The following is a 12,859-nucleotide window of genomic DNA, read 5'->3' as shown; positions in this document are numbered from 1 at the left end:
AAGCATCATGAAGAGAGTGCAATGTGCGGCCTCGCATCCGGCTTACGCGTCCGTCGTCTTATAGTGAAGTCGGAGGCCGCCTTGCACCTCAGTTTTGTGCTGCTGAATGGGCTTGACGTTGTGCATACACTCCGGAGAAGCGTGCTACTGAGGTGACGTTGAGTCGAAAGCGACTCGCTATCTATGGTTGTGCAAGGTGATGCCATCTTCCCTTTATGGGTGCTAGACGGACTGCTCGGCTGCAGATGTCGAACTGGAGTACGAGAGCCCGCCGACAACTTCGCTTGTCTTCTTGCCTTCCGCTTGTTTGTTTGATGACACAGAATGTTGAAAGTCCCAAATGACCAAACGCGGAGACAGCGGGATGAGGAGGCTCGCAAAGCTATCGAATTCGTGTCCGGCTTGACTAACCTAATGCTCCCAGTCGTTGTTCGTGAAGGCGAGCGCCATACGGCGCGCCATCCACCTTGAACTAAATGCGGAGCAGTTTTGCGATGTAGTGTGCAGAAATTGCAGTCTCATCTAGGTGAAAGACCTCGGGCACCATCGCCCGGGGCCAATTCGTTGGTGTGATTTGTGAAGGGTGCCTAATTAGGACACCACCCCGGTTTGATCGCTGCATTGCCTCGCCCCCGCCGCACACCGATCCATGCCGATGATGGTCGCCCCTCAAAATTGCGCAACATCAACTCCTTTTTCTGAGGAGTTGCCTTTGCGCGTCGAGCCTCGCTAATCTGCAGCACCGGTGCGAGCTACTGCGGCTTCCAATCCAGCAACAAAGGAAACCTGATATGATCCCTCTTGAAGAGGCCTTTATTCGAGCGATAACGTTGCTTGACGGTCCAAAACCGACCGAGCAACGGGCTCAAATCGTCGCCCACCTGGATACTATTATAGACTATGCACGCGACGATGCCGAGGAGCGCCTAGCCCATAGCTTCAAAGCGGTGGCCCTGAACCATCTCGACAGTATCGGTCGAGATACGTCGACTATTGTTAAGGAAAAAATGGAGCTGGCTCTGATCGCCACCGAAGAATTGATTCTAGCTATCGTCGAGCGCAACCGGCGGGAAATAAGATCCGAGCGATGTCCATGCAGGAACTTTGCAACTGGGCAATACGCCGGCCGGTTGTCGCGATCAGCTAAGCATGAGCAATGACTACCTCCACCAAAGACATGCGCGCAGCGCCATCGGACCAAGCAATAACCTTCAAAGTCACGGCCGGCGCGTGACTGGAAGCCCTTCGATCGAGGAGTTCATGGTCTACTTGTTCGAGCCCGACGGGAATGTAGTGCACTGCGTAAGGCTGATTTGCGCTGATGAGGAAGCGGCTAAGCAGCGACCACAGCAATTAGCCAAGACCAATAGGGTCGAGCTTTGGCAGCTCACTCGCAAGATTGCGAGCTATCCGTCACGCGCGAACTGAGGCGCTTGGTTTACGCAGTCCTCGCTCTTACCCTTTGCCATGGCGTTTGTCCCTCACACACACGATCCCGGTCTCCCGGCGCCGGCGCTTCAGGTCTTCCTGGTAAAAAGTCACCGCCAGATGGATTATCCTTCCGGCGACCGCGATCGGATCGTTGATATCTAGGAGGACGGCGTTCTCATCATCGGCTTCATCTGGTGCCATCGCGCGGCCCAACCTGCGCACCAACCCAAAATTCAGCGAGTTTCGCGTTAAGGTCGTCGCAGATCTCTATCGGGCCGATCGGATCAACATCGCCCATTTTCTAGAGACCAAGATACTGAGGAGGATCGCCACCTCCACAGACCACTTCCATGGAAGGTGGCGGCGATCCCGATCGTCTCCGCATCCTTTCGGTGGCATCGACTACCGGAAGAAATACGCTGAGGGCCTCTCTCCCGAGGAGTCTCGCATCCACCGCCAGCCGAGCTGAGATGGATCGAGCGTGCCATCGGGCCGCGCCGCTAAACGCCCTTGGCGCAAGGCATATCTGACCGCACCTTCACTGCAGCCTTCCGCCCCCATTCCCTTCGGCTCAATCCCATCTTCCGGTTTTCTCCATGTCTGCGTAATTGCGCGGGTGCGTAAAGAGTGTCAGAGTCTGTCGCTAGAGAGTATCCCTCCGGCGGCGACCGCCTTGTGTAGTTTGCGGGGCGGCCTAAGGATTTGACCTTAACTCTAGCTTTAAGGTCACGTCGGGAATGCAGGTCAATGTGTTGGGCGCCGAGCGTCGGCGGCGATGGAGTTAGGACGAGAAGGTGCGCCTTGTCGAAGAGACCTTGCAGCCCGGCGAGACGGTCTGCGGGGTGGCACGCCGGCACGGGGTGGCTCATAGCCTGCTGTTCACCTGGCGTCGACAAGCGGTAAGCGCTCCTTTCTACGCACCTATGCAGTTGAGCGCGGGGATGGGATGAGGTGTCCACCATGAACGAGGTGGACACCATCGATGATCACTCCAGAAGAACTTTTGAGACTTGAGACGGTCGGCGTGTTGCGCAATGGGCGGCGTCGCTATGATCCGGCCAGCAAACAGCGGCTGGTCGAGGCCTGTCTGCAGCCTGGCGTGTCGCTGGCGGGGCTGGCGTTGCAACACGGCGTGAACGCGAACCTGCTGCGCAAGTGGGTGGCCAAGCGACAACGTCAGAACGGGGATGGCCAGCCGGAGGCGCCGATTGCGCCAGCCTTTGTTCCGGTTCGCGCGCCGTCGCCGTCGCCAACTCGATCTGCTGGCGCGATCGCGGTTTGCGCGACGGAGCGATCCTGTGCAGGGCGGCTGACGGCATCGATGCCCAACGGCGTGAACGCTTTCGCTGGAAGGCGGCGACGCGCAGTTAGCTGTCGGCGGTGATTGAAGCGCTGGGGCGTTGCGATGTTCCGGCTGGCCTCTGATCTTCGGGTCTACCTTCACCGCGAACCGATTGACTTCCGGGCGGGCATCAACAGCCTGGCGATCGTGGTCGAGCAGTCGATGGGGCTGGATCCGTTCCAGCGCGCGGTGTTCGCGTTCTGCAATCGTCGCCGCGACCGGATCAAGCTGCTGATTTATGACCGGTCAGGATTTTGGAAGCTGCTGAAGCGGCTGGAGGCCGACAGATTCCACTGGCCCCGAAGTCAGGAGGCGGTGCTAACGCTGACGACGGAGGAGCTGCACTGGCTGCTTGACGGCATCAACATCGCGGCGGTGCGTCGTCATCCGGTGCGGCAATATCACAGCGTGAGCTGAGCGTGTTCGATGCGGGCGGCGTCATCAGCGCTATCGGATGACGCCGGCCACCGCATGGAACTCGGTTGACGCGGCGGCATGACTTCGATTCAAGACTACGATGAGTCGCAGGCCCACGACGCACGAGCTGGAAGCCTTGATCGCGGCGCACGCGGCCGAGCTCGCGGCGCTGAAGGCGGAGAACGAGAAACTCGCGCAACGCGTCCTGCATCTTGAGGAGCAGTTGCGCCTGGAGCGCTTGCGCCGCTACGCGCCGAAGAGCGAAACGCTCAAGGAGCGCATCTTCAACGAAGCCGAGCAGGCCGCCGCTGAAAGCCGGGACGACGACGATGTCGAGGCGGTCGCCGTGCCGGACACGGGATTGCGGGAGGCTCCAAAGCCGGCACCGAAGACACGCGGCCGCAAGCCGCTGCCTGACGATCTGCCGCGCCAACGCGTCGAACATGATCTGGGTGAGGATCAAAAGGACTGTCCGTGCTGCCGCAATCGGATGCATCGGATGGGCGAGACCGTCACCGAGCAGTTGCACGTCGAGGTGAAGGCGTCGGTGCTGCAACATGTGCGGTTCAAATATGCCTGCCGTCACTGCGAGCGCACCGCGCTGAACACCCCGATCGTGACCGCGCCGATGCCGGCGCAGCCGCTGCCGGGTAGCGTCGCCACGCCATCGACGCTGGCGCTGGTGCTCGCCAACAAATACGTCGACGGCACGCCGCTGTACCGTGTGGCGGACGCGCTGGGGCGCGCCGACGTCAGCATCAGCCGCGGGACGCTGGGCAACTGGGTGATCCGGGCGAGCGAGTTGCATCTGCATCGGGTCTATGACGCGCTACAGCAAAAGCTCAGGTCGCAGCCCCTGGTCCACGGCGACGAAACCTGGGTCCAGGTTCTGAAAGAGGACGGCCGGGATGCGCAGGCCAAATCCTTCATGTGGGCCTATCGCAGCGGCCAGGACTACGCGCAGCCGGTCGTGCTGTTCGATTACCAGCCCGGTCGCGGCCAGGAACATCCTCAGGCCTTCCTGGCCGGCTATCGCGGCTTGTTGATGAGCGACGGCTATGACGCCTGGGGCACGCTGACAGGCGCGACCATCTTGGCTGTATGGCGCATGCGCGCAGGAAATTTACCGATGCGCTCAAGGCCAGGAAGACGCCCGGCGGTCCGCCATTGCAGGCGCACAAGTTCTTCGAGGCGTTGTATGAGGTCGAGAGGGTGGCGCGCCAGACGCCGCCCGACGACGAAACGCGCGCCGCATACACCTTGCGGCTGCGCCAGCAGCATAGCCTGCCGGTATTGGCCGCCTTCCGGACCTGGCTCGACGACCAGGCGCCGAAGGTCCTCCCCGAAAGCTTGACCGGCAAGGCGATCGCCTATGCGCGCAACCAATGGATTATCTGACCCGTTACACCAGTGACGGTCTCGCCCCGATCGATAACAATGTTCTGGAGCGCGACATCAGGCCGTTTTGCACCGGACGAAAAAGTTGGCTGTTCAGCCACACCGTTGCCGGCGCCAAGGCAAGCGCCGTGATCTACAGTTTGGTGCTGACATGCCGGGCATGCGGCGTCGATCCCTATGCATGGCTACGTCACGCGCTCACCGAATTGCCCCAGCGCGCGCCAGACGCCGATATCGAAGATCTGTTGCCGTTCAACTGCACCGCTCAAAAAAACCTGCCAGCTGAGAATAGCGGCTGACGTTCGAACGCTCAGGTCAACCAAGCCGTTCCGATGACACTGCTGGGGCCCGGCGTCACGCGACGCCGCGGCCAGGCGCGCGCGTAGCCTGTGCGGTAAAATACGCGCTTACGACAAGCGCGCCAGGGGCGACTGGGCGGCGATGCTGCGCCTGCTCTCGTTCCCGTCGAGGTCACACCTGTAGCGGCTCCGATCTCGAGCGGCGCACCACAACTGGCGTCTTCACCGCCTGCGCAGCGTGCAAGGGCCGGAATCATCGAGATTGAGCTCGGGGGCGGCTGTCGTGTTCGCGTTGACCGTGACGTGGACGTTGAGGCGCTGCAGCAGGTTCTTGAGCTCTTGCGACGACGATGATTCCGATTCCGAGCGGCGTCAGGGTCTGGATCGCGACCGGCCACACCGATATGCGCCGCGGCATGCGAAGCCTGGCTCTTACGGTTCAGGAGAGCCTGAAGCGCGATCTCCATGCCGGCGATCTCTACATCTTCCGGGGCCGCAGCGGCGATCTGGTCAAGATTCTTTGGCATGATGGGTTGGGCATGTCGCTCTATGCCAAGCGCCTGGACCGAGGCAAGTTCATCTGGCCTTCGGCGTCGGACGGCGCGGTATCGATCTCAGCGGCGCAGATGGCCTATATGCTGGAAGGGATCGACTGGCGGAATCCACAACTGAGCTGGCGACCGAGAAGCGCAGGTTGAGTACAAAATCCAGCAGGTTTTGCATTTTTGGGGAGTCCCAACGCTTCCAATCTGTGATTCACTGTGTCGCATGGATGCTGAGCGCGACGCTGTTCCGGATGACATTGCCGTCCTGAAAGCGGCGCTGGCAGCCGAGCGTGCGAAGGGTTTGGAAGTCGCCGCTGAACTTGCGGTCGCCCGCGCGAAAGCGTCTGAGGACGAAGCGCTGATTGCCCAGCAGAAGCTGCAAATCGCCAAGCTAAGGCATCAGATCTATGGCCAGCGGTCGGAGCGTTCGTCGCGCCTGATCGAGCAGTTGGCCTTGACCTTCGAAGAGTTGGAAAGTGACGCCACTGAAGACGAGCTGGCGGCAGAGCGCGCTGTGGCCAGGCGACGACGGGGCGCGGATTTACGCGCAAGCGCGGCGAACGACAGACGTTCCCTGAGCATTTACCGCGCGAACGAGTCGTCATCGAGCCGCCGACGGCTTGCCAGTGCTGTGGCGGCAATCGTCTGCGCAAGCTCGGCGAGTACGTGACGAGGACACTGGAAGTGGTACCGCGCCAGTGGAAGGTGATCGAGACGGTGCGGGAGAAGTTCTCCTGCCGCGACTGCGAGAAGATCAGCCAGGCCCCGGCGCCATTCTATGCCGTCGCACGGGGATGGGCCGGCCCGAGCCTGTTGGCCATGATCATGTTCGAGAAGTACGGCCAACATCAGCCCTTAAACCGCCAGGCCGAGCGCTACGCCCTCGAAGGCGTGCCGATCGCGCTGTCGACCCTGGCGGACGCCGTGGGGTCGGTCTGTGCGGCGCTGGATCCCCTGCTGCGCCTGGTCGAAGCCCATGTCATGGCGGCCGAGCGCCTGCATGCCGATGATAGTGTGCTGCAGAAGCACACGGAAAGGATGATCGAGATGATCTGAAAATCTGTGTGCACAAGCTGTGGCAGCGATGAGGGTAGGCCCCTCGGGATCGACTTTCAGGAGTAGGTCCCAAATCACTTCAAGCGGCTTCGCTTAAGAGGCGCGGTCGTGAGCGTTGAAGCCAACGGTCGGGAATACCCGAACGGATAGGCGTCCGAGAGACGAATGAAAATGAACCCGCCGATGAACCGTCGTAACGTGGAAATCGTCGTCAAAACCAGAGGTGTGTCGTCCCTCTGGGATGAGCCCGCCGGAAGCCTGATGACCGGGCGGGCGGCGACCGGCGTTGAGGGGGCGTGAATCGGATGCAGGCGCTGCCGCGGAACTGCAGGAACCAGTCGCTCCGATGGAAAGGGAGAAGCACAAGCGGAGAAGACCGCGAGGCGAGATTACCGACGCGGAGCACTGGGACGGACCGATCCGTATTAGCGACGAAGGCTCGTAATGGGGCCGGAGCAAAGGGATCGGATCAGGAGGGCTGGCCACCGTCGCAACTGACAACAGGAGGACGACGGTGAACCAGCCGAGCAAACCGTTCAACATCGACAAGAGAGAGGTGTACGAAGCATATCTGCAGGTGCGATCCAATGGTGGCGCAGCCGGTGTCGACGGAGTGACGATTGAGCAGTTCGAGTCCGACTTGAAGAGCAATCTCTACAAGATTTGGAATCGAATGAGCTCAGGCGCCTACTTCCCGCCGCCTGTTCGCGCCGTCTCCATTCCAAAGAAGAGTGGGGGCCAAAGGATCCTCGGGGTGCCCACTGTGGCAGACCGCGTGGCACAGACGGTTGTCAAACAACTAATTGAGCCGGCTCTCGACGCAATCTTTCTGGCGGATTCTTACGGCTACAGACCCGGTAAATCGGCTCTCGATGCCGTAGGCGTAACGCGACAGCGGTGCTGGAAGTACGATTGGGTTCTGGAGTTCGACATCAAGGGACTGTTCGATAATATCGACCACGAGCGTCTGCTGCGGGCCGTCCGGAAACATGTGACGTGCGCATGGGCGCTGCTCTACATTGAAAGATGGCTGACAGCGCCGATGGTGCAAGAGGATGGAACGATAATCGAGCGAAGCCGCGGTACCCCACAAGGGGGCGTGGTGAGCCCGATCCTCGCCAACCTCTTCATGCACTATGCATTTGATCTCTGGATGGCACGGATGTTCCCCGATCTCCGGTGGTGTCGGTATGCAGATGACGGGTTGGTACATTGTCGGAATGAGATGGAGGCGCAAAGCATTCGCGAAGCGCTCCAGGCTCGGCTGGCAGAGTGCTGCCTGGAACTGCATCCTACGAAGACGAGGATCGTCTACTGCAAGGACGACCGACGCCGGGGCAAGACTGAGACGGTCATGTTTGACTTTCTCGGTTATTGCTTCCGGCCGCGATCGGTCCTGCGGCCGCGTTCGCAGAGGATGTTCTGCGGGTTCACTCCGGCGGTCAGCAAACCAGCGCTGAATGCCATGCGAGCGACGATCCGAAGCTTGAAACTTCGCAAGCGAACCGAGGTGACTTTGGACGATATTGCCCGCGAGCTAAACCCGATGGTTAGGGGGTGGATCGCTTATTATGGGCAATATACGCGTTCGGCGCTCTATCCTTTGGCGCGCTACATCAACCAGACGTTGGCTATCTGGTTGAAGCGAAAGTACAAGCGCTTCCATCACCGCTTGGGACGCGCGCGTCTCTTCCTGGAGAAGATCGCGCGTGAGAACCGCAGGCTCTTTGTGCATTGGCAACTCGGCGATGGCGGCAAGCTTGCCTGATGGGAGCCGGGTGAGGCGAGAGTCTCACGCCCGGTTCTGCGAGAGGCTGGAGGTGAAATCCCTCCGGCCTACTCACCCGACGGTGCCGGTGCTGGCCAAGGGCAAGACCGATACGGCACGGTGCTGGATCTACGTCCGGGACGATCGGCCGTTTGGCGGCGCCGGGCCGCCGGCGGCGATATTCTACTACTCCCGCGACCGTAGGGGCGAGCATCCCCAGGCGCATCTGGCGGGGTATGCCGGCATCCTGCAGGCCGACGCCTATGACGGGTACAACCAGCTCTATCTGGCGGGACGCCACCCTGGACCGATCCGGGAAGCGGCGTGTTGGGTCCATGCGCGGCGCCCGTTCTTCGCCATGGCCGATATCGAAGAGAATGCGCGTCGCAAGGCCACCGGCAAGCAGGAGCCCCGAAGAGCGTCTGGAGATGCGACGGACGCTAAGCCGGCCTCTGGTCGAGGATCTGCAGGTCTATATGCGGGAGCAGCTCGCCAAGCTGTCCCGTGGGCACGACCTGGCCAAGGCGTTCAACTACATCCTGAAGCGATGGGCGAGCTTCACGCTGTTCCTGCAGGACGGACGAGTCTGTCTCTCCAACAATGCCGCCGAAAGAGGCTTGCGAGGCATCGCTCTTGGACGAAAATCCTGGTTGTTCTGCGGCTCTGATCGCGGCGGACGGCGCGCGGCGTCCATGTATAGCTTGATCATCACGGCCAAAATGAATGGCGTCGATCCGCAGGCCTGGCTCACGGATATCCTTGCCTGCATCGCCGTCCGCCCAGCTCACCGGCTGGACGAGCTTCTGCCCTGGAATTGGACGCCGGCATCTGCGTTCCCCGCTCGAGCGGCATGACCACGCACGTCAACAAAGTTCATCACGTCACCACCCTCACCCAGGTCGCAAAAGACCTCGGTGAAGACGAAGACTGGCTGCGCGACATTACCATCGGCGTTCACCGACTTTGGCATCGAAAACCTGATCGAGCTCGTCAGGTTCTATAATGGAGATCGAGGACGGCCTGATCTGGGTCTATGGCGTCGGCGAAGATGGTGTGCAGGCCGTTGGCAACGGAAATGATCCAACCAGCCTGCGGCCTACGCCGGATGCGTACGCTAGAGAGTTCGAGCGCTTCGTTTCCCCGCACTGGCTGCTCCCGGCAGATCGGCCCGTGCTGCCAGTCTACATCATTGGACTGGTGCAGAACGACTAGAAGGGTACAGGGTGGACCCGGTAAAGTGACCCTCGAAAACTGTTGCGGGGGGATGTCCCGATCAATGTTGAACTACGTCGGGCCGGCATTTCCGAATGAATGTTATGCGGCCCTCGTGAATCGAGCACGCCGATCTTTTGGCGAATGTCGGCGGGGAACGCCGGAATGGGTCATCGTCGCCGGCAGGCTTGCAAGCGATTCCGTGGCCCCAGGCTCACCGCAAGCTTGAGGATCTGCAGCGCGTTCAGGAATTTCACCGCCGCCTCCGTGCCGCCGACGATGTCGAACGAGAACGTCGCCCCCGCGCCGAGGCATTGCCGCGCGAACACGCGGCGCCGGAGAGCGAGTCCTGCTCGTGATGACCGAGGTAATGCACCTTGGCGACCTTCGGGTGGTCGCGCAAAAAGTCCGCCACGAGCCGCGCATTCGCATCGGCTTTCTTCATCCGCAGGCTGAGCGTCTCGAGCGAGCGGTTGATCATCCAGCAGGAATGCGGATCGAGCTGGGTGCCGATGGCGCCGCGCAGCGCCTTGATGCCTTTCATGATCGCTTTCGATCCGAGCGCGGCGCCCGCGATCAGGTCGGAATGGCGCCGACATACTTGCTCAGCGAATACAGCGACAGGTCCGCGCCGTGCTCGATCGGCCGCTGAAACACCGGCCCGAGCAGCGTGTTGTCGCAGGCGATGATCGGCGTGTGTCCCTGCGCCTTGCCGATGGCATCGACGATGCGGCGGATCATTGCGAGGTCGACGAGGCCGTTGGTCGGATTGGCGGGCGTCTCGATCAGGATCATCGAAACCCGTCCCCTCCCCGTCCCCTCCCCGTCGCCTCCTCCGCGCCTGCCTGACGGGGGCTTCATCGATGCCGTCGGCAAAGCCGACCGCGCCGATCGACAGACGCGCAAGCGTGTTCGTCAGCAGGGTCTCCGTGCCGCCATAGAGCGGCTGAGAGTGCAGGATGACGTCGCCGGGCCGGACGAAGGGCCAGGATCGTGGTCGCGATCGCCGCCATGCCCGAGGAGAACAGCGCACAGCTCTCGGTGCGCTCGTAGACCGCGAGCCTGTCCTCCACGATCTCGCTGTTGGGATGGTTGAAGCGTGAATAAACCAGGCCCGCGCCATGCCTTCTGGCGGCTCACGCCGGCCGGGGACGTAATCGAAGAAGTCCTGGCCGTCTTCGGCGGTCTTGAACACGAAGGTCGAGGTCAGGAACACCGGCGGCTTGATGGCGCCCTCCGACAATTGCGGATCATAGCCATAGGTCAGCATCAGGGTTTCCGGATGCAGCATATGGTTGCCGATATGGGTCTTCGACGGGAACGGATTTACCATGGTTGCCTCGCTGTTCTGATGCTTGCCCCGCGTTGCGGGCCGAATCGGTGGTACACGGCGGTGGTCACACAATCGAGCCCGGCCTTTTTGGGCTCCCTGTTTTGCGGCGGTCTTCGCGCAGTTGCGGCATCGGGGAAGCGAGTCCGACTCTCACCGCTACTTGCACACATTTTAGCAGCTGACCTGAGCAATGCGCCGGCGTCTAGGCCGGCGCTCCGCAGCCCTGACGTACAGCGCTATGCCTCATGCGAACTAACAAAAGCTGCTTCACAGCCTGAGGCCGTGACCATCGAGCACCCTACCCCTTAGAGCGCCCTTGATCTCGCAGGCAATTTCCTTGCATCGTCCCAAGGTTGCCAGTCCGTCGCCAGATAGTCAGCAAATTCCGCCGCCTCCTTACTCCGCACGGTTATCTCTGCACTGTCAACGTCAGCGTCGGTGACGCCGGAAACTTCAAATAAGCGCATAAGTGCTGCTGGATAGTTTCAGATCTCAGGAAGGATCAAGCGATTGTGACGCCGAGCTTTCCCGCCGAGCGCGCAATGCTTTCGCCGCAACGAAGTTACTGACATCCCGCGAGGTCAGGCCCACGGTCCGATAAGCTGAAACAAGGGCGATCAGGGCGGAATGTTACGGGGTGGTGGTCGATGAGAAAGGTCGACAGACCAAGTGACCTGAAAGCCCCTTTCCGCTTACGCTACCACTCCGCATGGCGGCCTAGCACCGTCAGAGGCTCCACCTATCGATGCGGAAACTCGGTTTAGACAATCAGGGCAGCTCTGAACCACCGTTTCTGGTAGTGGTTGTAAGTCACGCGATGCGGTCTAATGCGGGTGCGAGTTGCCCGAGGTCGGAGACGGATGGCACGAAGAATGGCGTTGAACACTCTACGATAGGGCCAATCGCTGAACCAGAACTAAATGGGATGGTCTCAATATCGCCACGGCCGGCGAAAGCTACCAAGAAAGGATGACGCTATCCATGCCACTAGGCTCGTCCAAGCCACGACTGACAAGACCCCGATCCGGATATCCGCGGCCTAACGTCGGCGGAAGCGGACCAAACGCGTCCTTGCTCTCGTTCATGAGCACTTCGTTTGCCTAGGCGGTTAGCGATGTGACGATTTGATCAGACTAGTTCTCTCGCGATCCGTGGCAATGAGTGCAACGCCCTGTTTGCTCTCTCCACTATGCCAGCTTTCATCTGTCGCTATATTTCCCGCACTCCATCTGGGCTATTTACAATGATCTCCGTTGCGATGCATGAAGACCGCCTCTCACGAACATCAACCCTATACGCGAGTCCATACTCTCATCATCGCAGTTGGGGAAATATTCGGTCCGGCCAGTGGTTGTGGTTCCCTTACCGATGCTGACGCTCATGAGTATGCCGGAAGCTTACGCTCAAGATCTGGCAATGATAGAGTGGTGCCTAGAGCTCGCTCGGCGCGGTGCGGAGCACGGAGAGCTGCCGTTCGGGGCTGTCATTGTTTCTAAAGGAGAGATCGTTGCCGAGGCGACAAATTGCGTTTCGTCGGAAGGCGACGTAACTAGACACGCGGAGCTAGTCGCGCTTTCTCGGGCACAAAAGAGTCTGAAGCGAAAACGTCTGCCAGATTGTACTTTGTATTCGATCGTCGAGCCGTGCCCGATGTGTTCGTTTCCTACCAGAGAGGCGCGAATAAGTCGGGTGGTCTTCGCGCTTTCCTCTCCGGTGATGGGCGGATACTCGAAATGGACCGTACTGAAGGACGAGCATCTATCCAGTAAACTGCCTGAGGTTTTTGGAAGTCCGCCGGAAATCGTGTCCGGACTGTTGTCAGCGCGAGCCGAGCAGGTCTGGCGTGACTGGAACCCGATTGCTTGGCGATACATGAAACGAAGAGGTTGCTTTGGACCGGCAGCGGAGTTGCCTGAACGCCATGCGTCCGCACCGCGGCCCATCGTATCCTGGAGCGGCTTGACCGCCTTTTTCGCTGCGCCGGCCCTTTCGATTAGCAAGGCCTTTTTGCGCTCTCGTCCGAGTTCGAAGTCAATCCTTCCCGAATAACCGACGCGA

At 60.5% G+C, this 12,859-nt stretch carries 12 protein-coding genes and 4 pseudogenes; 13 read left to right on the top strand and 3 right to left on the bottom strand.

The genetic code is table 11. The features are described 5' to 3' along the window. The first annotated feature begins 791 nt into the window (after positions 1 to 791). Positions 792 to 1,160, top strand: a complete 369-nt coding sequence (locus tag N2604_RS06865) for a hypothetical protein (protein WP_260374211.1) — start codon at positions 792 to 794, stop codon at positions 1,158 to 1,160. Between the two features lie 295 nt (positions 1,161 to 1,455). On the opposite strand, the gene N2604_RS06860 is transcribed toward N2604_RS06865, so the two are convergent. Beyond that, entirely contained in the window at positions 1,456 to 1,644 is a 189-nt protein-coding gene (locus N2604_RS06860; protein WP_124163396.1) for a hypothetical protein, read from the bottom strand. A gap of 581 nt (positions 1,645 to 2,225) precedes the next feature. Between N2604_RS06860 and N2604_RS39600 the strand changes: the two genes are divergently transcribed. From N2604_RS39600 to N2604_RS06805, 11 genes and pseudogenes are all read left to right on the top strand, one after another. After that, on the top strand, positions 2,226 to 2,381 hold the full coding sequence (locus tag N2604_RS39600; protein ID WP_081493138.1) for a transposase: 156 nt from the start codon (positions 2,226 to 2,228) through the stop codon (positions 2,379 to 2,381). A 32-nt stretch (positions 2,382 to 2,413) separates the two neighbouring features. Then, entirely contained in the window at positions 2,414 to 2,815 is a 402-nt protein-coding gene (gene tnpA, locus N2604_RS06850) for an IS66-like element accessory protein TnpA (RefSeq protein WP_260374210.1), read from the top strand. A 21-nt stretch (positions 2,816 to 2,836) separates the two neighbouring features. After that, positions 2,837 to 3,190: an IS66 family insertion sequence element accessory protein TnpB gene (gene tnpB, locus N2604_RS06845; RefSeq protein WP_158667547.1), complete on the top strand. Its 354-nt coding sequence runs from the start codon at positions 2,837 to 2,839 to the stop codon at positions 3,188 to 3,190. Positions 3,191 to 3,290: 100 nt separating this feature from the next. Beyond that, positions 3,291 to 4,887 (top strand): annotated as a pseudogene (gene tnpC / locus N2604_RS06840) (IS66 family transposase). A gap of 350 nt (positions 4,888 to 5,237) precedes the next feature. Then, on the top strand, positions 5,238 to 5,585 hold the full coding sequence (gene tnpB, locus N2604_RS06835) for an IS66 family insertion sequence element accessory protein TnpB (RefSeq protein ID WP_036032545.1): 348 nt from the start codon (positions 5,238 to 5,240) through the stop codon (positions 5,583 to 5,585). Between the two features lie 70 nt (positions 5,586 to 5,655). Beyond that, positions 5,656 to 6,452 (top strand): annotated as a pseudogene (locus N2604_RS06830) (transposase); the annotation flags it as partial. Positions 6,453 to 6,653: 201 nt separating this feature from the next. Next, positions 6,654 to 6,788, top strand: coding sequence for a hypothetical protein (locus N2604_RS06825; RefSeq protein WP_256436599.1), 135 nt, complete (start codon positions 6,654 to 6,656; stop codon positions 6,786 to 6,788). A gap of 214 nt (positions 6,789 to 7,002) precedes the next feature. After that, a complete protein-coding gene (gene ltrA / locus N2604_RS06820; RefSeq protein WP_199752525.1) occupies positions 7,003 to 8,256 on the top strand; it encodes a group II intron reverse transcriptase/maturase in 1,254 nt (417 codons plus the stop codon). 76 nt (positions 8,257 to 8,332) lie between these two features. Then, a pseudogene (tnpC, locus tag N2604_RS06815) lies at positions 8,333 to 9,110 on the top strand (IS66 family transposase); the annotation flags it as partial. Next, complete coding sequence (locus N2604_RS06810) at positions 9,107 to 9,259, top strand: hypothetical protein (protein ID WP_162130879.1); 153 nt, start codon at positions 9,107 to 9,109, stop codon at positions 9,257 to 9,259. The pseudogene tnpC (N2604_RS06815) and the gene N2604_RS06810, both read left to right, overlap by 4 nt. Further along, entirely contained in the window at positions 9,259 to 9,468 is a 210-nt protein-coding gene (locus tag N2604_RS06805; RefSeq protein WP_050996349.1) for a hypothetical protein, read from the top strand. Before N2604_RS06810 ends, N2604_RS06805 begins: the two co-directional genes overlap by 1 nt. Here N2604_RS06805 and N2604_RS06800 read toward each other — a convergent pair. Further along, positions 9,465 to 10,801 (bottom strand): annotated as a pseudogene (locus tag N2604_RS06800) (cystathionine gamma-synthase family protein). The gene N2604_RS06805 and the pseudogene N2604_RS06800 overlap by 4 nt on opposite strands. A gap of 305 nt (positions 10,802 to 11,106) precedes the next feature. Further along, complete coding sequence (locus N2604_RS39595) at positions 11,107 to 11,268, bottom strand: NEL-type E3 ubiquitin ligase domain-containing protein (RefSeq protein WP_083235187.1); 162 nt, start codon at positions 11,266 to 11,268, stop codon at positions 11,107 to 11,109. A 901-nt stretch (positions 11,269 to 12,169) separates the two neighbouring features. Between N2604_RS39595 and N2604_RS39590 the strand changes: the two genes are divergently transcribed. Next, complete coding sequence (locus N2604_RS39590) at positions 12,170 to 12,850, top strand: nucleoside deaminase (RefSeq protein ID WP_124163993.1); 681 nt, start codon at positions 12,170 to 12,172, stop codon at positions 12,848 to 12,850. Positions 12,851 to 12,859 lie beyond the last annotated feature (9 nt).

Origin of the sequence: Bradyrhizobium sp. CB1015 (assembly GCF_025200925.1) — a bacterium.
Lineage (GTDB): Bacteria > Pseudomonadota > Alphaproteobacteria > Rhizobiales > Xanthobacteraceae > Bradyrhizobium.
Note: the sequence above shows the minus strand (reverse complement) of the source record. Positions and strands in the feature narration are given on the sequence as shown.